General features: G+C 56.2%; 21 protein-coding genes and 4 tRNA genes. 20 read left to right on the top strand and 5 right to left on the bottom strand.

The features are described from left to right. The first annotated feature begins 2 nt into the window (after nt 1-2). Nucleotides 3-1,547, top strand: a complete 1,545-nt coding sequence (gene ilvA, locus FHN83_RS10865) for a threonine ammonia-lyase, biosynthetic (RefSeq protein WP_139563824.1) — start codon at nt 3-5, stop codon at nt 1,545-1,547. 36 nt (nt 1,548-1,583) lie between these two features. Here the strand turns inward: ilvA and ilvY are convergent, their stop codons facing one another. Beyond that, complete coding sequence (gene ilvY / locus FHN83_RS10860) at nt 1,584-2,474, bottom strand: HTH-type transcriptional activator IlvY (RefSeq protein ID WP_139563823.1); 891 nt, start codon at nt 2,472-2,474, stop codon at nt 1,584-1,586. Nucleotides 2,475-2,623: 149 nt separating this feature from the next. Between ilvY and ilvC the strand changes: the two genes are divergently transcribed. Beyond that, on the top strand, nt 2,624-4,099 hold the full coding sequence (gene ilvC / locus FHN83_RS10855; protein WP_039031238.1) for a ketol-acid reductoisomerase: 1,476 nt from the start codon (nt 2,624-2,626) through the stop codon (nt 4,097-4,099). Between the two features lie 86 nt (nt 4,100-4,185). On the opposite strand, the gene ppiC (FHN83_RS10850) is transcribed toward ilvC, so the two are convergent. Together ppiC (FHN83_RS10850) and ppiC (FHN83_RS10845) are read right to left on the bottom strand one after the other, a co-directional pair. Next, a complete protein-coding gene (gene ppiC / locus FHN83_RS10850; protein WP_039031237.1) occupies nt 4,186-4,467 on the bottom strand; it encodes a peptidylprolyl isomerase PpiC in 282 nt (93 codons plus the stop codon). 49 nt (nt 4,468-4,516) lie between these two features. Continuing rightward, nucleotides 4,517-4,798: a peptidylprolyl isomerase PpiC gene (ppiC, locus tag FHN83_RS10845; protein ID WP_039031236.1), complete on the bottom strand. Its 282-nt coding sequence runs from the start codon at nt 4,796-4,798 to the stop codon at nt 4,517-4,519. Between the two features lie 112 nt (nt 4,799-4,910). Here ppiC (FHN83_RS10845) and rep point away from each other — a divergent pair, with 112 nt between their 5' ends. After that, complete coding sequence (gene rep, locus FHN83_RS10840) at nt 4,911-6,932, top strand: DNA helicase Rep (RefSeq protein ID WP_139563822.1); 2,022 nt, start codon at nt 4,911-4,913, stop codon at nt 6,930-6,932. 43 nt (nt 6,933-6,975) lie between these two features. Here rep and gppA read toward each other — a convergent pair whose 3' ends face one another. Then, the gene (gppA, locus tag FHN83_RS10835) at nt 6,976-8,460 is read right to left on the bottom strand and encodes a guanosine-5'-triphosphate,3'-diphosphate diphosphatase (protein ID WP_138370985.1); all 1,485 of its coding nucleotides are present in this window, start codon (nt 8,458-8,460) and stop codon (nt 6,976-6,978) included. 5 nt (nt 8,461-8,465) lie between these two features. Continuing rightward, nucleotides 8,466-9,731, bottom strand: a complete 1,266-nt coding sequence (gene rhlB / locus FHN83_RS10830; protein ID WP_138370984.1) for an ATP-dependent RNA helicase RhlB — start codon at nt 9,729-9,731, stop codon at nt 8,466-8,468. A gap of 144 nt (nt 9,732-9,875) precedes the next feature. On the opposite strand from rhlB, the gene trxA reads away from it, so the two are divergent. The 17 genes from trxA (at nt 9,876) to FHN83_RS10745 (ending at nt 25,091) form a co-directional block, all read left to right on the top strand. Next, a complete protein-coding gene (gene trxA / locus FHN83_RS10825) occupies nt 9,876-10,205 on the top strand; it encodes a thioredoxin TrxA (protein WP_006179218.1) in 330 nt (109 codons plus the stop codon). A 338-nt stretch (nt 10,206-10,543) separates the two neighbouring features. Further along, on the top strand, nt 10,544-11,803 hold the full coding sequence (rho, locus tag FHN83_RS10820; RefSeq protein ID WP_001054528.1) for a transcription termination factor Rho: 1,260 nt from the start codon (nt 10,544-10,546) through the stop codon (nt 11,801-11,803). A 240-nt stretch (nt 11,804-12,043) separates the two neighbouring features. Beyond that, complete coding sequence (wecA, locus tag FHN83_RS10815) at nt 12,044-13,144, top strand: UDP-N-acetylglucosamine--undecaprenyl-phosphate N-acetylglucosaminephosphotransferase (RefSeq protein ID WP_039031232.1); 1,101 nt, start codon at nt 12,044-12,046, stop codon at nt 13,142-13,144. Nucleotides 13,145-13,156: 12 nt separating this feature from the next. Next, entirely contained in the window at nt 13,157-14,203 is a 1,047-nt protein-coding gene (gene wzzE, locus FHN83_RS10810) for an ECA polysaccharide chain length modulation protein (protein WP_039031231.1), read from the top strand. Nucleotides 14,204-14,260: 57 nt separating this feature from the next. Further along, nucleotides 14,261-15,391 carry a non-hydrolyzing UDP-N-acetylglucosamine 2-epimerase gene (gene wecB / locus FHN83_RS10805; protein WP_138370983.1) on the top strand — a complete coding sequence of 377 codons (1,131 nt, stop codon included), beginning with the start codon at nt 14,261-14,263 and terminating at the stop codon, nt 15,389-15,391. After that, on the top strand, nt 15,388-16,650 hold the full coding sequence (gene wecC / locus FHN83_RS10800; protein ID WP_139563821.1) for a UDP-N-acetyl-D-mannosamine dehydrogenase: 1,263 nt from the start codon (nt 15,388-15,390) through the stop codon (nt 16,648-16,650). Before wecB ends, wecC begins: the two co-directional genes overlap by 4 nt. Beyond that, nucleotides 16,647-17,324: a dTDP-4-amino-4,6-dideoxy-D-galactose acyltransferase gene (gene rffC / locus FHN83_RS10795; protein WP_138370981.1), complete on the top strand. Its 678-nt coding sequence runs from the start codon at nt 16,647-16,649 to the stop codon at nt 17,322-17,324. The genes wecC and rffC overlap by 4 nt, the downstream gene beginning before the upstream one ends. Nucleotides 17,325-17,328: 4 nt before the next feature. Continuing rightward, a complete protein-coding gene (gene rffA / locus FHN83_RS10790; RefSeq protein WP_139563820.1) occupies nt 17,329-18,459 on the top strand; it encodes a dTDP-4-amino-4,6-dideoxygalactose transaminase in 1,131 nt (376 codons plus the stop codon). Between the two features lies 1 nt (nt 18,460). Next, nucleotides 18,461-19,711: a lipid III flippase WzxE gene (gene wzxE / locus FHN83_RS10785; RefSeq protein ID WP_039031226.1), complete on the top strand. Its 1,251-nt coding sequence runs from the start codon at nt 18,461-18,463 to the stop codon at nt 19,709-19,711. Beyond that, nucleotides 19,708-20,787, top strand: a complete 1,080-nt coding sequence (locus tag FHN83_RS10780) for a TDP-N-acetylfucosamine:lipid II N-acetylfucosaminyltransferase (protein WP_139563819.1) — start codon at nt 19,708-19,710, stop codon at nt 20,785-20,787. Before wzxE ends, FHN83_RS10780 begins: the two co-directional genes overlap by 4 nt. After that, nucleotides 20,784-22,136, top strand: a complete 1,353-nt coding sequence (wzyE, locus tag FHN83_RS10775; RefSeq protein WP_139563818.1) for an ECA oligosaccharide polymerase — start codon at nt 20,784-20,786, stop codon at nt 22,134-22,136. Before FHN83_RS10780 ends, wzyE begins: the two co-directional genes overlap by 4 nt. Before the next feature lie 12 nt (nt 22,137-22,148). Continuing rightward, complete coding sequence (gene wecG / locus FHN83_RS10770) at nt 22,149-22,889, top strand: lipopolysaccharide N-acetylmannosaminouronosyltransferase (protein WP_139563817.1); 741 nt, start codon at nt 22,149-22,151, stop codon at nt 22,887-22,889. A gap of 268 nt (nt 22,890-23,157) precedes the next feature. Next, nucleotides 23,158-24,540: a bifunctional threonine/serine APC transporter ThrP gene (thrP, locus tag FHN83_RS10765; protein WP_139563816.1), complete on the top strand. Its 1,383-nt coding sequence runs from the start codon at nt 23,158-23,160 to the stop codon at nt 24,538-24,540. A 106-nt stretch (nt 24,541-24,646) separates the two neighbouring features. Then, nucleotides 24,647-24,723 (top strand) — tRNA-Arg (locus FHN83_RS10760). Nucleotides 24,724-24,787: 64 nt separating this feature from the next. Next, nucleotides 24,788-24,863, top strand: a tRNA-His gene (locus FHN83_RS10755). A 21-nt stretch (nt 24,864-24,884) separates the two neighbouring features. After that, nucleotides 24,885-24,970: transfer RNA gene (locus FHN83_RS10750), tRNA-Leu, on the top strand. A 44-nt stretch (nt 24,971-25,014) separates the two neighbouring features. Beyond that, nucleotides 25,015-25,091, top strand: a tRNA-Pro gene (locus FHN83_RS10745). Nucleotides 25,092-25,349 lie beyond the last annotated feature (258 nt).

Genomic DNA, 25,349 nt, shown 5'->3' with positions numbered 1-25,349 from the left:
TGATGGCCGAATCCCAACCCTTATCCGCCGCCCCCGAGGGGGCGGAATATCTCAGGGCGGTGCTACGTGCGCCGGTCTATGAAGCGGTGCAGGTAACGCCGCTGCAAAAAATGGACAAGCTCTCCTCGCGCCTCGATAACGTCATCCTGGTCAAACGCGAAGATCGTCAGCCGGTGCACAGCTTCAAGCTGCGCGGTGCCTACGCGATGATGGCTGGCTTAACCGACGAGCAAAAAGCGCGTGGCGTGATCACCGCGTCGGCGGGGAATCATGCTCAGGGCGTGGCGTTCTCGTCTGCGCGTCTGGGGTTGAAAGCGCTGATCGTGATGCCGGTGGCCACGGCGGATATCAAAGTCGATGCCGTGCGCGGTTTTGGCGGCGAAGTGCTGCTCCACGGCGCCAATTTTGACGAAGCCAAAGCCAAAGCGATTGAGCTGGCGCAGCAGCAGGGCTTTACCTGGGTGCCACCGTTCGATCACCCGATGGTGATTGCGGGTCAGGGTACGCTGGCGCTGGAACTACTGCAGCAGGATGCCCATCTTGACCGGGTGTTTGTCCCGGTCGGCGGCGGCGGCCTTGCGGCAGGCGTGGCGGTACTCATCAAGCAGCTGATGCCGCAAATCAAAGTGATTGCCGTTGAAGCGGAAGATTCTGCCTGCCTGAAGGCGGCGCTGGATGCCGGACATCCGGTCGACCTGCCGCGCGTCGGACTGTTTGCCGAAGGGGTGGCGGTTAAACGCATCGGGGATGAAACCTTCCGCGTTTGCCAGGAGTATCTCGACGACATCATCACCGTCGACAGCGATGCGATCTGCGCGGCAATGAAAGATCTGTTCGAGGATGTGCGCGCGGTGGCAGAGCCGTCCGGCGCGCTGGCGCTGGCGGGAATGAAAAAATACATCGCTCAGCACAACATTCGCGGCGAGCGTCTGGCCCATGTGCTTTCTGGCGCTAACGTGAACTTCCACGGCCTGCGCTACGTCTCTGAGCGTTGCGAGCTGGGCGAGCAGCGTGAAGCGCTGCTGGCGGTGACCATCCCGGAAGAGAAGGGCAGCTTCCTCAAGTTCTGCCAGCTGCTGGGCGGCCGTTCGGTGACGGAGTTTAACTACCGTTTTGCCGATGCCAAAGATGCCTGCATTTTTGTTGGCGTGCGCCTGAGCCGGGGTCTGGAAGAGCGTAAAGAGATCCTCAACCTGCTGTACGACGGCGGCTATAGCGTGGTGGATCTTTCCGACGATGAAATGGCGAAGCTGCACGTGCGTTACATGGTGGGCGGCCGTCCATCGAAGCCGTTACGGGAGCGTCTGTTCAGCTTTGAGTTCCCGGAATCACCCGGCGCGCTGTTGAAGTTCCTGCATACCTTGGGCACGCACTGGAACATCTCCCTGTTCCACTACCGTAGCCACGGTACCGACTACGGTCGGGTGCTGGCGGCGTTCGAACTGGGCGAGCATGAACCAGATTTCGAAACCCGGCTGAACGAACTGGGCTATGAGTGTCATGATGAGACCCATAACCCGGCCTTCAGATTCTTCCTCGCGGGTTAATTGCGCACAGGCCGGGTAAGCGCATCACACCCGGCATTAGTGGTTCGGCAATATCTTCCAGAACGCATCAATAAGCGGCTCCTGTAGCCGCTTTTTTTGTGCGCACACGCCAAGCTCGAACGGCGTTTTCTCGTCGCTGCGTTCCAGAATCATCACGCGATTGCGAACCGGTTCCGGGCTGTTCTCCAGCACCACTTCCGGCAGCAGCGCCACGCCGCAGCCCAGGGCCACCATTGACACCATCGCCTCGTGGCCGCCGACCGTCGCGTAAATTGAAGGATTACTGATCTTCTGACGGCGAAACCACAGCTCAATGCGCCGACGCACCGGCCCCTGATCGGCCATGATAAACGGCACCGTCGACCAGTCGGGCTTCTCCACCGACACCTGATTGCGCACCGGGCAGGGCAGCGCCGGAGCAATCAACACCACCGCCAGATTTTCCAGCATTGAGAATGCCACCGCGCCTGGCAGCGTTTCCGGTTTGCCGGCAATCGCCAGATCCGCTTCACCCGTCACAACCTTTTCCATCGCATCGGCGGCATCGCCGGTGGTGAGTTTAATTTCGACCGAGGGATGTTCGGCGCGGAACCTGTCAAGGATCGGCGGCAGGTGGCTGTAGGCGGCGGTAACGGAACAGAAAATATGCAGCTCACCGGAAAGCGACGGCCCCTGCTGATCGATGGTGTGGCGCAGCTGCTGATATTGCAACAGCGTCTGCTGGGCAAAGACGCGCAACTCTTCCCCGGCTTCGGTGAGCGTCACCGTGCGGTTATCACGCACAAACAGCGGCTGGCCGAGGTCCTCCTCCAGGCGCTGGATCTGGCGGGAAAGCGTGGAGGGGCTGACGTGCATCGCCCGCGCGCTGCGGCCAAAGTGGCGGCTTTCCGCCAGATGCAGAAACATTTTGAGATCGCGTAAATCCACTGATTCCACTCCACCATTTTACATTGCAAATATTGCAACGTGACGTTGTGAATATATCAATTTCCGCAATAAATTTCCTGTCATATAGTAAGTTCATTCTCGCATAAGCGAACCGAACAATAAGACGCACAACATCACGAGGTATCACCATGGCTAACTACTTCAACACACTGAACTTGCGCCAGCAGCTGGCGCAGCTGGGCAAATGCCGCTTCATGGCGCGCGATGAATTTGCTGATGGCGCAAGCTACCTTCAGGGTAAGAAAGTGGTCATTGTCGGCTGTGGCGCACAGGGCCTGAACCAGGGTCTGAACATGCGTGACTCCGGTCTGGATATCTCCTACGCCCTGCGTAAAGAAGCCATTGCTGAGAAGCGTGCTTCCTGGCGCAAAGCGACCGAAAACGGCTTCAAAGTAGGCACCTACGAAGAGCTGATCCCACAGGCGGATCTGGTTGTTAACCTGACGCCAGACAAGCAGCACTCTGACGTTGTGCGTTCCGTACAGCCGATGATGAAAGACGGTGCGGCGCTGGGTTACTCCCACGGCTTCAACATCGTTGAAGTGGGTGAGCAGATCCGTAAAGACATCACCGTTGTGATGGTGGCACCGAAGTGCCCAGGTACCGAAGTGCGTGAAGAGTACAAACGTGGTTTCGGCGTTCCAACCCTGATCGCGGTTCACCCGGAAAACGATCCGAAAGGCGAAGGCATGGCGATTGCCAAAGCATGGGCAGCGGCGACCGGCGGCCACCGTGCAGGCGTGCTGGAATCCTCCTTCGTTGCGGAAGTGAAATCTGACCTGATGGGCGAGCAGACTATCCTCTGCGGCATGCTGCAGGCCGGTTCTCTGCTGTGTTTCGACAAGCTGGTGGAAGAGGGTACCGACCCGGCATATGCTGAAAAACTGATTCAGTTCGGCTGGGAAACCATCACCGAAGCGCTGAAGCAGGGCGGCATCACCCTGATGATGGATCGCCTGTCTAACCCGGCGAAACTGCGTGCCTTCGCGCTGTCCGAGCAGCTGAAAACCATCATGGCACCGCTGTTCCAGAAACATATGGACGACATCATCTCCGGCGAGTTCTCTTCCGGCATGATGGCTGACTGGGCGAACGACGACAAAAACCTGCTGACCTGGCGTGAAGAGACCGGTAAAACCGCGTTCGAAACCGCCGCGCAGTTTGAAGGCAAAATCAGCGAGCAGGAGTACTTCGATAAAGGCGTTCTGATGATTGCGATGGTGAAAGCGGGCGTTGAGCTGGCGTTCGAAACCATGGTTGATTCCGGCATCATCGAAGAGTCTGCTTACTACGAATCACTGCACGAGCTGCCGCTGATCGCGAACACCATCGCCCGTAAGCGTCTGTATGAGATGAACGTGGTTATCTCCGATACCGCTGAGTACGGTAACTACCTGTTCTCTTACGCTTGCGTACCGCTGCTGAAAGAGTTCATGACCACCCTGCAGGCAGGCGATCTGGGCAAAGCCATCGCTGAAGGTGCGGTAGATAATGCCCAGCTGCGTGACGTGAACGAAGCGATTCGCAGCCACGAGATCGAGAAAGTGGGCCAGAAACTGCGTGGCTACATGACCGATATGAAACGTATTGCGGTTGCTGGCTAAATGCCAATGTCGGGTGGCGCTTCGCTTACCCGACCTACAAAATCGCATCAAGTAGGCCGGGTAAGGCGAAGCCGCCACCCGGCTTTTTATTTCCGGTACAGAACCTTGACGACGTGGTAACCGAACTGGGTGTGCAGTGGGCCGACAGGCTCCAGCTCAGGGCAGGAGAACACCAGTTTGTCGAACGCCGGAACCATCTGACCCTGGCGGAATTCACCTAAGTCACCGCCGCGTTTGCCTGACGGGCAAATAGAATGTTTTTTTGCCAGTTTGCCGAAGTCGGCGCCGTTTTTGAGCTGCTCCAGAAGATCCAGAGCCAGTTTCTCTTCTTTAACAAGAATATGCAGTGCTGCTGCTGTTTTTGCCATGATCGTGCCTTGAAGGGTTGAGTTAAATCGGGGCGCAATATACCACGCGTTAGCGGCGATACAGCACCTTAATGATGTGGTAGCCATACTTGGTTTTGACCGGGCCGCAGGGCTTCAGGAGCGGACAGCTAAAGACCGCTTCATCGAAAGGCCCTACCATCACACCCTGCTTAAATTCCCCTAAATCGCCGCCGTTACGCCCGGACGGGCATTTAGAATAGCGCTTTGCCAGATGATCAAAGCTGATGCCGCGCTCCAGTTTGGTGAGGATCTCCTGCGCCAGCTTCTCTTCTTTTACCAGAATGTGCAGGGCGGCTGCGGTCTTTTTCATGGTTTTGTTCTCGGGGTTAATCGCGTTTTCTTCACTTTATCATTAGCCGTTAAATCTGCGCCCGGCTTTCTGCTACAATCCCCACCCCGTTCGAAGATTGAGCAATATTCCCATGCGTTTAAACCCTGGACAACAACAAGCGGTCGAATTCGTTACTGGACCATGCCTGGTGCTGGCAGGGGCGGGTTCTGGTAAAACCCGCGTCATCACCAACAAAATCGCCCACCTGATCCGCGGCTGCGGCTATCAGGCCCGCCATATCGCGGCGGTGACCTTTACTAACAAAGCGGCGCGCGAGATGAAAGAGCGTGTCGGTCAGACGTTAGGGCGCAAAGAGGCGCGCGGCCTGATGATCTCCACCTTCCATACCCTGGGGCTGGATATCATTAAGCGTGAATACGCTGCGTTGGGGATGAAAGCTAACTTCTCGCTGTTTGACGATACCGATCAGGTGGCGCTGCTCAAGGAGCTGACCGAAGGGCTGATCGAAGACGACAAAGTGGTGCTGCAGCAGCTGATCTCCACGATCTCAAACTGGAAAAACGATCTGATGAACCCGGCCCAGGCCGCGGCAAGCGCCAAAGGGGAGCGGGATCGGATCTTTGCCCACTGCTACAGCCTGTATAACGATCATCTCAAAGCCTGTAACGTGCTCGACTTCGACGACCTGATCCTGCTGCCCACGCTGCTGCTGCAGAGTAATGTAGAGGTGCGCGAGCGCTGGCAGAACAAGATCCGCTACCTGCTGGTGGATGAATATCAGGACACCAACACCAGCCAGTACGAGCTGGTGAAATTGCTGGTAGGCCAGCGGGCGCGTTTTACCGTGGTGGGCGACGACGATCAGTCGATCTACTCCTGGCGCGGCGCACGTCCGCAAAACCTGGTCCTGCTCAGCAAAGACTTCCCGGCGCTGCAGGTAATTAAACTGGAGCAGAACTACCGTTCATCCGGGCGCATTCTGAAGGCGGCCAACATCCTGATTGCCAATAACCCACATGTGTTTGAAAAACGCCTGTTCTCCGAACTCGGGTATGGCACTGAGCTGAAGGTGCTCAGCGCCAATAACGAAGATCACGAAGCCGAACGCGTCGCGGGTGAACTGATTGCTCACCACTTTGTGAATAAAACCAACTATAAAGACTACGCCATTCTCTATCGCGGGAATCACCAGTCGCGCGTCTTTGAAAAGATGCTGATGCAGAACCGCATCCCGTACAAAATTTCTGGCGGGACGTCGTTCTTCTCGCGTCCGGAAATTAAAGATCTGCTTGCCTACCTGCGGGTGCTGACCAATTCGGATGATGACAGCGCCTTTTTGCGGATCGTGAATACGCCTAAGCGTGAGATTGGCCCGGCGACGCTGCAAAAACTGGGCGAGTGGGCAATGACCCGCAACAAGAGCCTGCTTACGGCCAGTTTCGATATGGGCCTGAGCCATACGCTAACCGGGCGCGGCTATGAATCGCTGACCCGTTTTACCCACTGGCTGCGCGAGATCCAGCAGCTGAGCGAGCGGGAACCGATCAATGCGGTGCGGGATCTGATCCGCGGCATCGACTATGAATCCTGGCTGTATGAGACCTCCGCCAGCCCGAAAGCGGCCGAGATGCGGATGAAGAACGTCAACCAGCTTTTCAGCTGGATGACCGAAATGCTGGAAGGTTCAGACATCGACGAGCCGATGACCCTGACCCAGGTCGTCACCCGCTTTACCCTTCGCGATATGATGGAACGCGGCGAAAGCGAAGAAGAGGCGGACCAGGTGCAGCTGATGACCCTACATGCCTCGAAGGGGCTGGAGTTCCCGTACGTCTATCTGGTGGGGATGGAAGAGGGCTTACTGCCGCACCAGAGCAGCATCGACGAAGACAACGTCGATGAAGAGCGTCGTTTGGCCTACGTGGGCATTACGCGAGCGCAGAAAGAGCTGACCTTTACGCTGTGTAAGGAGCGGCGTCAGTATGGTGAGCTGGTACGGCCGGAGCCGAGCCGCTTCCTGCTGGAGCTACCTCAGGATGATGTGCTCTGGGAGCAGGAGCGCAAAGTGATTACCGCCGAAGAGCGGATGCACAAAGGGCAGGCCAGTATCGCCAATATTCGTGCGATGATGGAAAAGGCTAAAAATCGTTAGTCTGAAGGCCCGGTAAGCGTAGCGCTGCCGGGCAGAGTGGTGGTTAGTGGACTTCAAGCACCCAGTGGACGTAGCTCTGCCACTGACACTCCTGCATCAGCATTTCGGCACCCAGCGGGTGCGTATCCAGCCAGTTTTCCGGCAGGGTTAGCGTCAGCGTTTCACCTTCCGCTATCAGCGTGATGGCCGGCAGTAAATCATCCCGGCGACGGCTGGCAAACAGGATCGCCAGACGCAGCAGGCGGCACAGATGTTCCGCCACGCGTGGCGGTACCGCGTTTTGCTGGTGGAGCGAAGAGAGATCGACAGGGTTGGTCTGGTTTAACAGCAGCGTGGCCAGGAGTTTCTTTTGCGCAGGGGTAAAACCCGGCAAATCGAGATTGCGAACCAGATACGCCGCGTGCAGCGGTGCCTGCTTGAAGTCGACGCTCAGGCCAATTTCATGCAGCTGACAGGCGCTAATCAGTAATTCGCGACAGATCGGCTCAATATGCCACTCGTTTTCGACCATATCGAGGAAATGGTCGGCAAGATTGGCAACCCGGTGTGCCTGAGCAATATCGACCATAAACCGACGCTGAATGTTGCGCAGGGTGTGGTCGCGAATATCCTGATCGACCGCCAGATGCAGCATGCCATAGACAAGACCTTCACGCAGCGCGCCGCCCGCAAGCGTCATGCACTGAATGTTCAGCTCGGTGAAAATGGCAATCAGGATCGCCAGTCCGCTGGGGAATACCAGGGCGCGCTCAAGGGTGAGGCCTTCAATTTCCAGCTCTTCCAGGCGGCCACAGAGGATCGCACGCTGTTTTAACTGCTGAAGTTTCGCCAGCGTGATGCGCTCATCCATCCCCTGCGCCATCATGATTTCCTGCAGCGCCTGAACGGTGCCGGAAGCACCTACGCAGACTTTCCAGCCGTGATAGCGCAGCTCATCCGCCACCGGACGCAGCACTTCGCGTGCGGCTTTTTCCGCCTCATCGAAGTTTTCCTGAGCCAGATTGCGATCGGTGAAGTAGCGTTCAAGCCAGGTGACGCAGCCCATGGATAAGCTGTTCAGGGATGTCGCCTGGGCGCCATTTCCGGTAACCAGTTCAGTGCTTGCGCCACCGATATCCACCACCAGACGACGCTCATCACCGCCCGTGGTATGCGCCACACCCTGATAAATCAGGCGGGCTTCTTCTTCACCGCTGATCACCTGTATCGGGCAACCGAGGATTTGCTGGGCGGTAGCAATAAACTCTCCGGCATTCACCGCCAGACGCAGGGTTGCGGTGGCGACAACGCGGATTTGCTGAGGTGGGATATCCTGCAGACGTTCGGCAAACAGGCGTAGGCATTGCCAGCCGCGCTCCATGGCCTCTGGCGAGAGCTGATTATCAGCACTCAGGCCCGCCGCGAGGCGGACCTTGCGCTTAATACGCGTCAGCGTTTGTACACTTCCCGCTACCTCGCGTACAACTAGCATATGAAAACTATTTGAACCTAAATCAATAGCTGCATAAAGCGAGGTAGACCGGAGCATATTATTTAGCCTGAACGACGACGATTACGCGGTGCGCTGTTACGGCGCGGGCCATTGCCGGAACGGGCGCGGGTCAGGCGCTTCGGCGGTGGAAGTTCGCTTAACAGCGCTTCCGGCTTGTACTTGCTCTGCGGAATTGAGTGCCCGATATAGGTCTCAATCGCTGGCAGGTTCAGCGCGTACTCTTCACAGGCCAGGCTGATGGAGTGACCGCTGGCGCCCGCACGACCGGTACGACCTATACGGTGAACGTAATCTTCGCAATCATCAGGCAGGTCATAGTTGAAGACGTGCGTTACCGCCGGGATGTGCAGACCACGTGCGGCGACGTCCGTTGCAACCAGAATATCCAGATCGCCACGGGTGAACTCTTCAAGAATGCGCAGACGTTTTTTCTGTGCGACATCGCCGGTCAACAGACCAACGCGGTGTCCATCCGCAGCCAGGTGGCCCCAGATATCTTCGCAACGGTGTTTGGTGTTGGCGAAAACGATCGCGCGATCTGGCCACTCTTCTTCAATAAGCGTTTGCAGTAAACGCATTTTCTCTTCGTTAGAAGGGTAGAAGAGCTCTTCTTTAATACGGTGGCCGGTTTTCTGTTCCGGTTCCACTTCAACGTATTCGGCGTTGTTCATCTGTTCGAACGCCAGTTCACGGACGCGGTATGACAGCGTTGCCGAGAACAGCATGTTCAGACGCTGGTTAGCGGCAGGCATGCGGCGGAACAGCCAGCGGATATCTTTGATAAAGCCCAGATCGTACATACGATCGGCTTCGTCCAGTACCACAACCTGGATAGCGCCGAGGTTAATGTGGTTCTGTTTCGCGTAATCGATAAGACGGCCAGTGGTGCCGATCAGGATATCGACGCCGCTCTCCAGCACTTTCAGCTGTTTGTCATAACCGTCGCCGCCGTAGGCCAGGCCGAGCTTCAGGCCAGTAGCCTGCGCCAGCGGTTCTGCGTCAGCGTGGATCTGTACCGCCAGTTCTCGCGTCGGCGCCATAATCAGCGCGCGCGGTTGGTTAACTTTGCGGTCATCAATTGCCGGATGAGAAAGTAAATAATGAAACGTTGACGTCAGAAACGCCATCGTTTTGCCGGTACCGGTTTGCGCCTGCCCTGCAACATCGCGGCCCGCCAGCGTCAGCGGAAGGGCGAGAGCCTGAATGGGCGTGCAGTTATGAAACCCTTTATTTTCAAGGGCTTCGATGACTTTTGGGTGCAGGGCGAAGTCGGAAAACTTCTGTTCTGTTAAATGTGTTTTGCTCATAGTGTGGTAGAATATCAGCTATCTATTGCTTTACGAAAGCGTATCCGGTGAAATAAAGTCAACCTTTAGTTGGTTAATGCTACATCAACAGGTCGTTGATGAAAGCGAGATCAACGCACCAGGCTTATTCCTGTGGAGTTATATATGAGCGATAAAATTATTCACCTGACTGACGACAGTTTTGACACGGACGTACTTAAAGCTGACGGGCTGATCCTCGTCGATTTCTGGGCTGAATGGTGTGGTCCTTGCAAAATGATCGCCCCGATTCTGGATGAGATCGCCGACGAATATCAGGGCAAACTGACCGTGGCTAAACTGAACATCGACCAGAACCCGGGCACCGCGCCAAAATATGGCATCCGCGGCATCCCGACTCTGCTGCTGTTTAAAAACGGTGAAGTGGCAGCGACCAAAGTGGGCGCACTGTCCAAAGGTCAGCTGAAAGAGTTCCTGGACGCCAACCTGGCGTAAGGTTCTCGTCTGTGCGTCCAGGGTTTCTAAATTGTTTGGATCTCTGGACGCCCGGCTAGAGTCGTGCTAAGTTACCTATGACTTCGTTTTAAACATACCTTGTTGTTTGAATCTTGTTTTACCCGATACTTCCCGTTGTTTCCTTTTAAACAGTGCGTGAAGTGGATAGATTCCGGGCTTGTCACTCAATCCGTCTTGTCGTTTCAGTTCTGTGCTTTCCCTGTGACCAGACAGCGAACAGACATGAGTTGATGGCCGTTAACAGGCATGGATGATCCTGCCATACCATTCACAAATTAAGTTCGAGTATCACCCCGAGTTTAAGAACCCACACCATTATGAATCTTACCGAATTAAAGAATACGCCGGTTTCTGAGCTGATCACTCTCGGCGAAAATATGGGACTGGAAAACCAGGCCCGTATGCGCAAGCAGGACATCATTTTTGCCATCCTGAAGCAGCACGCAAAGAGTGGCGAAGATATCTTTGGCGACGGTGTGCTGGAGATATTGCAGGACGGATTTGGTTTCCTCCGCTCTGCAGACAGCTCCTACCTCGCCGGTCCTGATGATATCTACGTTTCCCCCAGCCAAATCCGCCGTTTCAACCTCCGCACTGGTGACACCATTTCAGGTAAGATTCGTCCTCCTAAAGAGGGTGAACGCTACTTTGCGCTGTTGAAAGTTAACGAAGTTAACTACGACAAACCAGAAAACTCGCGCAATAAGATCCTGTTTGAAAACTTAACGCCGCTGCACGCGAACTCTCGCCTGCGCATGGAGCGTGGTAACGGGTCTACCGAAGACTTAACCGCTCGCGTTCTGGATCTGGCATCTCCAATTGGTCGTGGTCAGCGTGGTCTGATTGTTGCGCCGCCAAAAGCAGGTAAAACCATGCTGCTGCAGAACATCGCGCAGAGCATCGCTTACAACCACCCAGACTGCGTGCTGATGGTACTGCTGATTGACGAACGTCCGGAAGAAGTTACCGAGATGCAGCGTCTGGTGAAAGGTGAAGTGGTTGCGTCTACCTTTGACGAACCGGCTTCCCGCCACGTTCAGGTTGCTGAAATGGTTATCGAGAAGGCGAAGCGTCTGGTTGAGCACAAAAAAGACGTTATTATCCTGCTCGACTCCATTACCCGTCTGGCGCGTGCCTACAACACCGTGGTCCCGGCTTCCGGTAAAGTACTGACCGGTGGTGTGGATGCCAACGCCCTGCATCGTCCGAAGCGTTTCTTCGGTGCTGCGCGTAACGTGGAAGAGGGCGGTAGCCTGACCATCATCGCAACTGCGCTGATCGACACCGGTTCGAAGATGGATGAAGTTATTTACGAAGAGTTTAAAGGTACAGGCAACATGGAACTGCACCTCTCCCGTAAAATCGCTGAAAAACGCGTCTTCCCGGCTATCGATTACAACCGTTCCGGTACCCGTAAAGAAGAGCTGCTCACCACTCAGGAAGAGCTGCAGAAAATGTGGATCCTGCGCAAAATTATCCATCCAATGGGTGAAATCGACGCTATGGAGTTCCTCATTAACAAGCTGGCGATGACCAAAACTAACGATGATTTCTTCGATATGATGAAACGCTCGTAAAGTAAATAAAGCGCCGAAACGCCACGTTTTTACGTGGCGTTTTTCTTTTATGGCTTATACGCTGTAAACGTAAGCTGTCAAATTATACTGCCGGGGACGAAAATCGGAATGTTCGTCAAAGCAGAAAAGTAATTGTCTGAAAAATAAACAAAGGGACTTGGGTGAGGCCTGCTTTTTCCTTCTGGAGCTGAGCCTTCAAGGTTATACTTCCGGGATTAACATTTGTTGAGAGCATCCATTGTGAATCTACTCACTGCGGTGACTGAGCTAATCAGTATTTTTCTTTTCACCACCTGCTTTTTATTCCTCGCCCGTAAGGTGGCGAAGAGAGTAGGACTGGTGGATAAGCCCAATTATCGTAAACGCCATCAAGGCTTGATTCCGCTGGTTGGTGGGATCTCTGTTTACGCGGGTATCTGCTTCACCTTCAGCATTGCGGATTATTATATCCCTCATGCGGCCCTCTATCTGGCCTGTGCCGGTGTGCTGGTGCTGGTCGGGGCGCTGGACGACCGATACGACATCAGCGTCAAATTCCGTGCCGCGGTTCAGGCGGCTATTGGCGTCATTATGATGGTGGTGGGGAAGCTGTACCTCAGCAGCCTCGGCTACATCTTTGGCACCTGGGAGATGGTACTGGGGCCATTCGGCTACTTCCTGACGCTGTTTGCCGTGTGGGCGGCGATTAACGCCTTTAATATGGTAGACGGCATCGACGGCCTGCTCGGCGGGCTCTCAAGCGTCTCGTTCGCGGCTATCGGTATCATCCTGTGGTTCGACGGCCAGTACAGCCTGTCGATGTGGTGTTTCGCGATGATCGCCGCCATTCTGCCTTATATCTGTCTTAACCTCGGTGTGCTGGGGCGTCGCTACAAAGTCTTTATGGGCGATGCCGGAAGTACGCTGATTGGTTTTACCGTTATCTGGATCCTGCTGGAAACCACCCAGGGTAATACCCATCCCATCAGTCCGGTGACGGCCCTGTGGATTATTGCCATTCCGCTGATGGATATGGTGGCGATTATGTACCGCCGTCTGCGCAAAGGGATGAGCCCGTTCTCCCCGGACCGCCAGCATATTCACCATCTTATTATGCGCGCGGGTTTCACCTCACGTCAGGCATTTGTCCTCATTACGCTGGCCGCTGCGCTGCTAGCCGGGATTGGCGTTGCCGCAGAATATGCGCATTTCATTCCTGAATGGGTAATGTTGGTATTATTCTTGCTTGCATTTTTCCTGTACGGCTACTGTATTAAACGTGCATGGAAAGTGGCGCGCTTTATCAAACGTGTAAAACGCCGTATGCGTAGAAATGGTAATAACCCAACTTTAACTAAGTAAATCGGGACTGTAATGACTCAACCGTTGGCGGGAGCAAAATCAGTGGTAACTGAGAATGAGCTGGATGTTCGTGGCTTGTTCCGCGTGTTATGGGCGGGCAAGTTTTGGATTGCAGGTATTGCGCTGGGCTTTGCACTTATCGCCCTGGCTTATACCTTTTTCGCCAGACAAGAGTGGAGCGCGACGGCAATTACCGACCGTCCTACGGTGAACATGCTCGGAGGCTTCTACTCTCAGCAACAGTTTCTGCGTAACCTGGATGTAAAAGCAAATCCGGCCTCCGCTGACCAGCCTTCGGTGATGGATGAGTCCTACAAAGAGTTCGTTATGCAGCTCGCCTCCTGGGATACACGCCGCGATTTCTGGAACCAGACCGACTATTTCAAACAGCGGATGGTCGGCAACAGCAAAGCGGATGCGGCCCTGCTGGATGAACTGATCAACAACATTCAGTTTATGGCGGGCGACCCGCTGCGCAACATCAACGATAGCGTCAAGCTGATCGCTGAAACCGCGCCGGATGCGAATAACCTGCTGCGTCAGTACGTTGCTTTCGCCAGCCAGCGTGCGGCAAGCCATCTTAATGATGAGCTGAAAGGTGCCTGGTCGGCGCGTACCGTACAGACGAAAGCCCAGGTCAAACGTCAGGAAGAGGTGGCGAAAGCTATCTTTAATCGTCGGGTGCATAACATCGAGCAGGCGCTGAAGATTGCCGAAAAGAGCAATATCTCCCGCAGCGAAACCGACGTGCCTGCCGATGAACTGCCAGATTCTGAAATGTTCCTGCTGGGCCGTCCTATGCTCCAGGCGCGCCTGGAAAATCTGCAGGCCGTAGGGCCAGATTTTGACCTCGATTACGATCAGAACCGCGCCATGCTCACGACCCTCAACGTCGGTCCGACACTGGACCCACGTTTTCAGACCTATCGTTATTTGCGTACACCTGAAGAACCTGTAAAACGCGATAGTCCACGTCGCGCATTCCTGATGATTATGTGGGGGATTGTGGGTGCTTTAATTGGCGCAGGCGTGGCATTAACCCGTCGTCGCAAAATTTAAGAACGCCATCTACGATGAAGGCTGCTGGCCTTCATCGCTTAATCGAAGAGAATCGATGTGAAAGTACTCACTGTCTTTGGTACAAGGCCGGAAGCCATCAAGATGGCGCCTCTGGTTCATGCGCTGGCAAACGACCCTTATTTTGAGGCGAAAGTTTGCGTTACCGCGCAGCATCGGGAGATGCTGGATCAGGTCCTTAAACTCTTCTCCATTGTTCCCGACTACGACCTCAATATTATGAAGCCGGGGCAAGGATTAACTGAAATCACCTGCCGTATTCTGGAAGGGTTAAAGCCTATTCTGGAGTCGTTCAGACCGGATGTCGTGCTGGTGCATGGCGATACCACCACTACCATCGCCACCAGTCTGGCGGCGTTCTATCAACGTATTCCGGTTGGTCATGTCGAAGCCGGCTTACGTACCGGGGATCTCTCCTCTCCGTGGCCTGAAGAGGCCAACCGGACCCTGACCGGCCATCTGGCGATGTATCACTTTGCGCCAACCGAAAATTCCCGGCAGAACCTGCTGCGTGAAAACGTCAACGACCAGCATATTTTTGTCACTGGCAATACGGTGATCGACGCGCTGATCTGGGTGCGCGACCGGGTGCTGGCGAACGAGAGCCTGCGCGGACACCTGGCCGAGCAGTATCCCTTCCTCGCCAACGGTAAAAAGATGATTCTGGTCACCGGGCACCGGCGGGAAAGCTTTGGTCAGGGCTTTGAGCAAATTTGCCATGCGCTGGCCGAAATCGCCGCGCAGAACGAAGATGTCCAGATCGTCTATCCGGTGCATCTGAACCCTAACGTCAGCGAGCCGGTTAATCGCATCCTGGGGCACGTCAAAAACGTCATACTTATTGAGCCGCAGGACTATCTGCCTTTCGTCTGGCTGATGAACCATGCCTGGCTGATCCTGACGGATTCAGGCGGTATTCAGGAAGAAGCCCCTTCACTCGGGAAGCCGGTGCTGGTGATGCGTGAAACCACCGAGCGTCCTGAAGCGGTTAAAGCGGGAACGGTAAGGCTGGTGGGCACCGATTCGCGAACCATCGTTGAAGAGGTGACGCGTCTGCTGCACAACAACGAAGAGTATCAGGCCATGAGCCGGGCCCATAATCCGTATGGTGATGGCCAGGCCTGTGACCGTATTTTGTTCGCACTCAAACACAATCGGGTATCGCTATGAGTTTTACTACCATTTCTGTCATTGGTCTTGGCTATATCGGGCTGCCAACGGCGGCGGCATTTGCCTCCCGTCAAAAACAGGTAGTGGGTGTTGATATCAACCAGCATGCGGTTGCCACTATCAACAAGGGTGAAATTCATATCGTTGAGCCGGATCTCGACAAGGTAGTAAAAACGGCCGTTGAAGGGGGATACCTGAAGGCCAGCACCACGCCGGTGGTCGCCGATGCCTATCTCATCGCCGTGCCGACGCCGTTTAAGGGCGATCACGAGCCGGATATGGTGTATGTCGAAGCGGCAGCGAAATGTATCGCCCCGGTGTTAAAGAAAGGCGCACTGGTGATCCTCGAGTCCACCTCGCCGGTCGGCGCTACCGAGCAGATGGCCGAGTGGCTGGCGGAGGCCCGCCCGGACCTGACCTTCCCGCAGCAGGCGGGCGAGCAGGCCGATATCAACGTCGCCTACTGTCCGGAGCGCGTGCTGCCGGGGCAGGTGATGGTCGAGCTGATTAAAAACGATCGCGTGATTGGCGGGATGACCCCGGTCTGTTCCGCCCGCGCCAGCGAGCTGTACAACATCTTCCTGGAAGGCGAGTGTGTGGTAACCAACTCCCGCACCGCCGAGATGTGCAAACTGACCGAAAACAGCTTCCGCGACGTCAACATCGCGTTTGCCAATGAACTGTCGCTCATCTGTGCCGATCAGGGGATTAACGTCTGGGAACTGATTCGCCTCGCGAACCGCCACCCGCGCGTAAATATCCTGCAACCGGGACCGGGCGTGGGCGGTCACTGTATTGCGGTCGACCCGTGGTTTATCGTGGCGCAGAACCCGCAGCAGGCGCGTCTTATCCGTACCGCGCGCGAAGTGAACGACAGCAAACCTCACTGGGTGCTGAATCAGGTGAAAGCCACGCTGGCAGATTACCTGACCCAGAGCGGCAAGCGGGCCAGTGAAGTGACCATCGCCTGTTTCGGTCTGGCCTTTAAGCCGAACATTGACGATCTGCGTGAAAGTCCGGCGATGGAAATTGCCGAAATGATTGCCCAGTGGCACAGCGGCGAAACCCAGGTGGTTGAACCCAATATCCACGAGCTGCCGAAAAAACTGGCCGGCCACTGCACCCTGGTAAGCGTTGATGATGCGCTGGCCACCGCCGATGTGCTGGTGCTGCTGGTGGATCACAGCGAGTTTAAAGCCATCAAGGGCGAGGCTGTGCGTCAGGATTATATCGTTGATACCAAAGGTGTCTGGCGTTGAGCCAGCTCTTCGGCGAATTACAGCCGCTGGCGTGGGAGAGTGAGTTTTTTGCCCTCCCCACGGCGATTGTGCGCCTCTCTGATGATGCGCCGTTGCTGGCGGTCTCCGGTTTAGACGCCTGGCAGCGGGTGCAGGCCAAAATTCCGGCCACCCGCGCCGACTGGCTGGATGCGCTGCAGCAGCTGGGGTTCAGGCTGGTAGAAGGCGAAGTCGATCTTGCCATTACCGTAACGCAGCATGCCTGCCCGGGTGCTGTACCCGCAACCGAACAGGATATTCCGGCGCTGCGCCAGCTGGCCGCGCAGGCCTTTGCCCAGAGCCGTTTTCGCGCGCCCTGGTACGCCCCGGACGACAGCGGCCGCTTCTATGCCCAATGGATCGAAAATGCGGTAAAAGGCACCTTCGACCATCTTTGCCTGGTGTTCCGTGCGCCGGATGGTGCCATCGAGGGCTTTGTATCCCTGCGTAAGCTCAGCGACGACGAGGCGCGTATCGGCCTGCTGGCCGGGCGCGGCATGGGCGAAAAGTTAATGCAGGCGGCGCTGCACTGGGCGCAGCAACAGCAGATTTCTACTTTGCGGGTGGCGACCCAGATGGGCAACACCGCCGCGCTTAAACGTTACATCGCAAGCGGCGGCAACATCGAATCGACCGCTTACTGGCTATACAGGTGACAAGATGATCCCATTTAATGCGCCTCCTGTGGTGGGCACCGAACTCGATTACATGCAGTCTGCGATGGGCAGCGGCAAACTTTGTGGCGATGGCGGCTATACGCGTCGTTGCCAGCAGTGGATGGAGCAGCGTTTCCAGAGTCCTAAAGTTCTGCTGACCCCGTCCTGCACGGCGTCGCTGGAGATGGCGGCGCTGCTGCTTGATCTGGGTCCCGGTGATGAAGTGATCATGCCGAGCTATACCTTCGTCTCTACCGCCAACGCCTTCGTGCTGCGCGGAGCGAAAATCGTCTTTGTGGATATCCGCCCGGATACCATGAACATCGACGAAACGCTGATTGAAGCGGCGATCACCGACAAAACCCGCGCCATCGTGCCGGTTCACTATGCCGGTGTAGCGTGCGAGATGGACACCATCATGGCGATTGCCAAAAAGCACAACCTGTTCGTGGTGGAAGACGCCGCCCAGGGGGTGATGTCCACCTACAAAGGCCGCGCGCTGGGCACCATCGGGCACATTGGCTGCTTCAGCTTCCACGAAACCAAAAACTACACCGCGGGCGGTGAAGGCGGGGCGACGCTGATTAACGATCGTGCCCTGGTGGAGCGCGCAGAGATCATCCGTGAGAAAGGCACCAACCGCAGCCAGTTCTTCCGCGGGCAGGTGGATAAGTACACCTGGCGCGATATTGGCTCCAGCTACCTGATGGCGGATCTGCAGGCGGCGTACCTTTGGGCCCAGCTGGAGGCGGCAGACCGCATCAACCAGCAACGTCTGGCCCTGTGGCAGACCTATCACGATGCGCTTGCCCCGCTGGCGCGCAAAGGCCGTATCGAACTGCCGACCATCCCGGCGGACTGCGTGCACAACGCCCATATGTTCTACATCAAGCTGCGGGATAACGACGATCGCAGCGCGCTTATCGCGTATCTGAAAGAGGCTGAGATCCTGGCGGTGTTCCACTATATTCCGCTGCACTCGAGCCCGGCGGGCGAAGCCTTTGGCGAGTTCGTGGGTGAAGATCGCTTCACAACGAAAGAAAGTGAGCGGTTACTCCGCTTACCGCTGTTCTACAACCTCGCTGCGGTTAACCAGCGCACGGTGATTAATACCCTTCTGAGTTATTTCGGCTGATATGTCTCTGGCGAAAGCATCGGTGTGGACCGCCGCGTCCACACTCGTCAAGATCGGCGTGGGATTGCTGGTCGTAAAACTGCTGGCCGTCTCCTTTGGTCCTTCCGGTGTCGGGCAGGCGGGTAACTTCCGCCAGCTGGTTACCGTACTGGGCGTACTGGCCGGGGCGGGGATCTTCAACGGCGTGACCAAGTACGTCGCGCAGTATCATGACGATGCGGCGCAGCTGCGCACGGTTGTCGGCACCTCATCGGCGATGGTACTGGGCTTTTCCACCCTGCTGGCGGTCATCTTTTTACTGGCGGCGGCGCCCATCAGTCAGGGCCTGTTTGGTCATCCAAATTATCAGGGCCTGGTGCGGCTGGTGGCGCTGGTTCAAATGGGCATCGCCTGGGCGAACCTGCTGCTGGCGCTGATGAAGGGCTTTCGCGATGCCGCGGGCAATGCGCTGGCGCTGATTATCGGCAGCGTAATTGGGGTCATTGCCTATTACTTCTGCTACCGGCTGGGCGGCTACGAAGGCGCGCTGCTGGGGCTGGCGCTGGTGCCAGCGCTGGTGGTTGTTCCGGCGGCCTTTATGCTGATGCGCAGGGGCACCATTCCGCTGCACTATCTCAAGCCCAAATGGGACAACATCCTCGCGGGCCAGCTGGGCAAATTTACCCTGATGGCGCTCATCACCTCCGTCACCCTGCCGGTGGCCTATGTGATGATGCGAAACCTGCTGGCGGCGCACTACAGCTGGGACGAAGTGGGGATCTGGCAGGGGGTCAGCAGTATCTCCGATGCCTACCTGCAGTTTATTACCGCCTCCTTTAGCGTCTACCTGCTGCCAACCCTGTCTCGCCTGACGGCGCGGCAGGAGATCACCCGCGAAATTCTCCGCTCGCTGCGCTTCGTCTTACCGGCGGTCGCGGTGGCCAGTTTTACCGTCTGGTTGCTGCGCGATGTCGCCATCTGGCTGCTGTTCTCTGACAAATTTACCGCGATGCGCGATCTGTTCGCCTGGCAGCTGGTGGGGGACGTGCTGAAAGTAGGCGCTTACGTCTTTGGCTATCTGGTGATCGCCAAAGCGTCGCTGCGGCTCTATATCCTGGCGGAAATCAGCCAGTTTGCGTTGCTCACCGCATTCTCGCACTGGCTGATCCCTGCGCACGGCGCGCTGGGGGCGGCTCAGGCCTACATGGCCACCTACATTGTCTATTTTGCTGCCTGTTGCGGCGTCTTTTTACTTTGGCATAAACGCGCATGACTGCACTGATTCACGTCCTGGGATCGGATATCCCACATCATAACCAGACCGTACTGCGGTTCTTCAACGATGAACTGGCACCCGGCAGCGCGCTGGCGCGCGAATTTATGGTGGTGGGCAAGGACACCGGCCTCAGCGCCGCCTGCCCGGCACTGCAGCTGACCTTCTGGCCGGACAAAGCCTCGCTTGCGAAAGCGGTGATCGCCAAAGCCAAAGCGAATCGTCAGCAGCGCTTCTTTTTCCACGGCCAGTTTAATACCGGCCTGTGGCTGGCATTGCTGAACGGCGGGATCAAGCCCGCGCAGTTTAACTGGCATATCTGGGGCGCTGATCTGTATGAAGTCTCCCGGGGCTGGAAATTCCGTCTCTTCTACCCGCTGCGGCGCATGGCGCAGGGCCGGGTGGGTTGTATCTTTGCCACCCGCGGCGATCTGAACTACTTCGCGAAACAGCATCCGAACGTGCGCGGCGAGCTGCTCTATTTCCCGACCCGCATGGACCCGGCGCTGAACGGTTTAGCCAGTGACGTGAAACGCGAGGGCAAGCTGACGATTCTGGTGGGCAACTCCGGGGATCGCAGCAACGAGCACGTTGCGGCTCTGAAGGCGGTACATCAGCAATTTGGCGATACGGTCAACGTGATCGTGCCGATGGGCTATCCTGCTAATAATGCGGCGTACATCGATGAAGTCCGTCAGAGCGGGCTGGCGCTGTTCAGCCCTGACAACCTGCAGATCCTCAGCGATAAGCTGGCCTTTGACGACTACCTGGCGCTGCTGCGCCAGTGCGATCTGGGCTATTTCATCTTTGCGCGCCAGCAGGGGATTGGCACGCTGTGTCTGCTGATCCAGGCGGGCGTACCCTGCGTGCTTAATCGCGAAAACCCGTTCTGGCAGGATATGGCTGAGCAGCACATTCCGGTGCTGTTCACCACGGATGACCTGAGCGAAGAAGTGGTGCGTGAAGCTCAGCGACAGCTGGCGCAGGTGGATAAAAACGCCATCGACTTCTTCAGCCCGAACTACCTCACGCCGTGGCATCAGGCGCTGCGGATCGCCTCAGGAGAGAATGCATGAGCCAGTTGCAATTTAGCGGCCTGCTGGTCATCTGGCTTCTGAGCACCTTGTTTATCGCCACCCTGACGTGGTTCGAGTTCCGCCGGGTGCGCTTCAACTTTAACGTCTTCTTCTCGCTGCTGTTTCTGCTGACCTTTTACTTCGGCTTCCCGCTGACCAGCATTCTGGTCTTCCGCTTCGATGTGGCCGTCGTCCCGCCGGAGATCCTGATGCAGGCGCTGCTGTCGGCCACCTGCTTCTATGGGGTCTATTACGTCGCCTATAAGACGCGGCTAAAACCGGCCAGCAGCAATGTATCGCGACGGCCGCTGTTCACCATGAACCGGGTCGAGACGCACCTGGCCTGGATGATGCTGATGGGGATTGCGCTTGTCACCGTCGGTATCTTCTTCATGCACAACGGATTTCTGCTGTTTAAGCTGCACTCTTACAGCCAGATCTTCTCCAGCGAAGTCTCCGGCGTGGCGCTCAAGCGCTTCTTCTATTTCTTCATTCCGGCGATGCTGGTGGTCTATTTTCTGCGTCAGGATGCCCGGGCGTGGCTGTTCTTCCTGGTCAGCACCGTGGCGTTTGGCCTGCTGACCTACATGATTGTTGGCGGCACGCGCGCGAACATCATTATCGCCTTCGCCATCTTCCTGTTTATCGGCATCATTCGCGGCTGGATCTCGCTGTGGATGCTGGCTGCGGCGGGCGTCATGGGGATCGTGGGGATGTTCTGGCTGGCGCTGAAGCGCTATGGCATGGATGTCAGCGGCGACGAGGCGTTTTACACCTTCCTCTACCTCACCCGCGACACCTTTTCGCCGTGGGAAAACCTGGCCCTGCTGCTGCAGAACTACGACAAAATCGACTTCCAGGGGCTGGCGCCCATCGTGCGCGATTTTTATGTCTTTATCCCCACCTGGCTGTGGCCGGACAGGCCCGGCGTGGTGCTGAACACCGCGAACTACTTTACCTGGGAAGTGCTGAACAACCACTCCGGGCTGGCGATTTCACCGACGCTGATCGGCTCGCTGGTGGTAATGGGCGGCGGCTGGTTTATCCTGCCGGGCGCCATTGCCGTGGGGCTGATTATCAAGTGGTTTGACTGGCTCTATACCCTGGGCAATCAGGAGACCAACCGCTACAAGGCAGCGATTTTGCATAGTTTCTGTTTCGGTGCCATTTTCAATATGATCGTGCTGGCGCGAGAAGGACTGGATTCATTCGTCTCCCGCGTGGTCTTTTTCATGGTGGTTTTTGGCGCCTGTCTGCTGCTGGCGAAGCTGCTGTACTGGCTGCTCGACAGCGCCGGGTTAGTGCATAAGCGCGAACCGGCTGGCGGCAGGGCGCTTTCGCGAGTCTGAGTAAGGATAATAATGACTGACAATACCTCTGCACCGCAGTATGACCTGCGGGGGCTGAAGCTGATCGGCTGGCGTGATATGCAGCATGCGCTGGACTATCTGTGCGCCGGGGATGGGATCAAAACCGGCACGCTGGTGGCCATCAATGCAGAAAAAATGCTTACCATTGAGGATAACGCCCAGGTGCGGGAACTTATCGAAGCGGCCGAGTTTAAATACGCTGACGGGATCAGCGTGGTTCGCTCCGTGCGTAAGAAATACCCGTCTGCCAATATCTCCCGCGTGGCAGGTGCCGATCTCTGGGAAGCGCTGATGGCGCGGGCGGGCGTAGACGGCACGCCGGTGTTTCTCGTCGGCGGCAAGCCTGAGGTGCTGGCGCAAACCGAGCAGAAGCTGCGTGCGCAGTGGCAGGTGAATATTGTTGGTAGCCAGGACGGTTATTTCAGCGCGGACGATCAGCAGGCGCTGTTTGCCCGCATTCGTGACAGCGGAGCGAAGATTATCACCGTCGCCATGGGGTCTCCGCGCCAGGAGATCCTGATGCGCGACTGCCGCCTGGTCTACCCGGACGCGCTCTATATGGGCGTGGGCGGCACCTATGATGTCTTTACCGGCCATGTGAAGCGTGCGCCAAAAGTGTGGCAGAACCTGGGGCTGGAGTGGCTGTATCGTCTGTTATCCCAGCCCAGCCGCATCACCCGCCAGCTACGTCTGCTGCGTTATCTCGGCTGGCACTACTCAGGACGGCTTTAATATCTTATTAGCAGCGCGATATGCTGTTCGCGCTGCAACTCACCTGCAAACATGCTGCTTTTATGTGCAATACATTCATTTTTTTAACGCATCGTTTGCCATTTCACAAAATTTAAGAAACCATTCCCCCCCGTCACTACCGTACCAGGCTGTTTTTGCATCAACCGTTAACATAAACGGTCCATTACGCACAGCCTGTGATAGCGCATCTGTACCTATAACAATAACCGGCTAAGGCCGGGAGAGTCGCAAGCACAACCGAGGATTTATGGCAGAGAAAAAATCGGAGCTTCAGCGTGGGCTGGAAGCTCGTCATATTGAACTTATCGCCCTTGGCGGGACGATTGGCGTGGGCCTGTTTATGGGCTCCGCCAGTACCCTGAAATGGGCCGGACCGTCGGTCCTGCTGGCGTATATCATCGCCGGGCTGTTCGTCTTCTTTATCATGCGCTCCATGGGCGAGATGTTGTTCCTTGAACCGGTCGCCGGTTCGTTTGCCGTCTATGCGCACCGCTACATGAGCCCGTTTTTTGGCTATCTCACGGCGTGGTCGTACTGGTTTATGTGGATGGCGGTGGGGATATCGGAGATCACCGCCATTGGGGTCTACGTGCAGTTCTGGTTCCCGGAGATGGCGCAATGGATACCCGCGCTGATCGCCGTGGGGCTGGTGGCGCTGGCGAACCTGGCCGCCGTGCGTCTGTACGGTGAGATCGAGTTCTGGTTCGCGATGATCAAAGTCACCACCATTATCGTGATGATTGTCATCGGCGTGGGGGTGATTTTCTTCGGTTTGGGTAACGGCGGCCAGGCGATTGGCTTTAGTAATCTGACTGAACACGGCGGCTTCTTTGCCGGCGGCTGGAAAGGCTTCCTGACCGCGCTCTGTATCGTGGTGGCGTCCTATCAGGGCGTTGAGCTGATTGGGATTACTGCCGGTGAAGCGAAAAATCCGCAGGTGACCCTGCGCAGCGCGGTAGGCAAGGTGCTGTGGCGTATCCTGATCTTCTACGTGGGCGCGATTTTCGTCATCGTTACTATCTTCCCGTGGAATGAGATTGGCAGTAACGGTAGCCCGTTCGTGCTGACCTTTGCCAAAATCGGCATTACCGCGGCGGCGGCGATTATCAACTTTGTGGTGCTGACGGCGGCGCTGTCTGGCTGTAACAGCGGCATGTACAGCTGCGGACGTATGCTCTACGCCCTGGCAAAAAATCGCCAGCTTCCGGCGGCGGTGGGCAAAGTTTCCCGCGCGGGCGTGCCGGTGGCGGGTGTAGCTATCTCGATTGTCATCCTGCTGGTGGGGTCATGCCTGAACTACATCATCCCGAACCCGCAGCGTGTCTTTGTTTACGTGTACAGCGCCAGCGTTCTGCCGGGCATGGTGCCGTGGTTTGTGATCCTGATTAGCCAGCTGCGTTTTCGCCAGGCACACAAAAAAGCGATTGCCAGCCATCCGTTCCGCTCCATTCTGTTCCCGTGGGCGAACTACGTAACGATGGCGTTCCTGATCTGCGTGCTGATCGGCATGTACTTCAACCAAGACACCCGCATGTCGCTGTATGTCGGGATGATCTTCCTGGCGGCCGTGAGCGCGGGATATAAGCTTTTTGGCCTGGGTCGACACATAGATCGGACAAAAACGCAGTAATATGCGGCAAAGTGCGCAAAGTCTAAGCAAACGCGCATTTATTTTTAAAAAAGCACTAGACAGCAGACCGAGACCTCCGTAATATCCAGCCCCGCAACGGCGCTAAGCGCCCGTAGCTCAGCTGGATAGAGCGCTGCCCTCCGGAGGCAGAGGTCTCAGGTTCGAATCCTGTCGGGCGCACCATTTACCCGGTGCTCGAGCTGCGGTGGTCTGTGAAGTAGGCAGAACCGCGTGAAAGAATACAGTGGTGGCTATAGCTCAGTTGGTAGAGCCCTGGATTGTGATTCCAGTTGTCGTGGGTTCGAATCCCATTAGCCACCCCATTATTTAAAGAGTTGTGAATTGCGAAGGTGGCGGAATTGGTAGACGCGCTAGCTTCAGGTGTTAGTGTCCTTAGGATGTGGGGGTTCGAGTCCCCCCCCTCGCACCACGACTTTTAATGAATTGAACTAAAAATTCAAAAAAGCAGTATTTCGGCGAGTAGCGCAGCTTGGTAGCGCAACTGGTTTGGGACCAGTGGGTCGGAGGTTCGAATCCTCTCTCGCCGACCAATTTTGAACCCCGCTTCGGCGGGGTTTTTTGTTTTCTGTCATTCCTGCCACTGTTGCTTATTGCCGACAGCGATATGCTGGCCTGTCGTGAATAAGTGACACTTAACCATTTGAAATATATAAATATATTCCTTTTGCGTTATGGGCGTCTCTCCCAGGAGACAGTTTCCCCCATTTGACGAAGCATTCTGCTGCCTGTTTACCGCCTTACAGGGATAATTTCCTTTTATCTTAAAAAGTTGGGATACATACAACTTC

Origin of the sequence: Leclercia adecarboxylata, from assembly GCF_006171285.1 — a bacterium.
Lineage (GTDB): Bacteria > Pseudomonadota > Gammaproteobacteria > Enterobacterales > Enterobacteriaceae > Enterobacter > Enterobacter barmai.
The sequence above is the reverse complement of the archived record's forward strand: the minus strand, read 5'-3'. Positions and strand labels throughout refer to the sequence as shown.

Excerpts from the sequence above, each read along its gene's own strand:
- thrP (WP_139563816.1), top strand. The coding sequence starts at position 23,158 with ATGGCAGAGAAAAAATCGGAGCTTCAGCGTGGGCTGGAAGCTCGTCAT.
- wecC (WP_139563821.1), top strand. The coding sequence starts at position 15,388 with ATGAGTTTTACTACCATTTCTGTCATTGGTCTTGGCTATATCGGGCTG.
- ilvA (WP_139563824.1), top strand. The coding sequence starts at position 3 with ATGGCCGAATCCCAACCCTTATCCGCCGCCCCCGAGGGGGCGGAATAT.
- wzxE (WP_039031226.1), top strand. The coding sequence starts at position 18,461 with ATGTCTCTGGCGAAAGCATCGGTGTGGACCGCCGCGTCCACACTCGTC.
- rffA (WP_139563820.1), top strand. The coding sequence starts at position 17,329 with ATGATCCCATTTAATGCGCCTCCTGTGGTGGGCACCGAACTCGATTAC.
- gppA (WP_138370985.1), bottom strand. The coding sequence starts at position 8,460 with ATGCTCCGGTCTACCTCGCTTTATGCAGCTATTGATTTAGGTTCAAAT.
- wzyE (WP_139563818.1), top strand. The coding sequence starts at position 20,784 with ATGAGCCAGTTGCAATTTAGCGGCCTGCTGGTCATCTGGCTTCTGAGC.
- wecG (WP_139563817.1), top strand. The coding sequence starts at position 22,149 with ATGACTGACAATACCTCTGCACCGCAGTATGACCTGCGGGGGCTGAAG.
- FHN83_RS10780 (WP_139563819.1), top strand. The coding sequence starts at position 19,708 with ATGACTGCACTGATTCACGTCCTGGGATCGGATATCCCACATCATAAC.
- rhlB (WP_138370984.1), bottom strand. The coding sequence starts at position 9,731 with ATGAGCAAAACACATTTAACAGAACAGAAGTTTTCCGACTTCGCCCTG.
- ppiC (WP_039031237.1), bottom strand. The coding sequence starts at position 4,467 with ATGGCAAAAACAGCAGCAGCACTGCATATTCTTGTTAAAGAAGAGAAA.
- trxA (WP_006179218.1), top strand. The coding sequence starts at position 9,876 with ATGAGCGATAAAATTATTCACCTGACTGACGACAGTTTTGACACGGAC.
- rep (WP_139563822.1), top strand. The coding sequence starts at position 4,911 with ATGCGTTTAAACCCTGGACAACAACAAGCGGTCGAATTCGTTACTGGA.
- ppiC (WP_039031236.1), bottom strand. The coding sequence starts at position 4,798 with ATGAAAAAGACCGCAGCCGCCCTGCACATTCTGGTAAAAGAAGAGAAG.
- rho (WP_001054528.1), top strand. The coding sequence starts at position 10,544 with ATGAATCTTACCGAATTAAAGAATACGCCGGTTTCTGAGCTGATCACT.
- wzzE (WP_039031231.1), top strand. The coding sequence starts at position 13,157 with ATGACTCAACCGTTGGCGGGAGCAAAATCAGTGGTAACTGAGAATGAG.
- ilvC (WP_039031238.1), top strand. The coding sequence starts at position 2,624 with ATGGCTAACTACTTCAACACACTGAACTTGCGCCAGCAGCTGGCGCAG.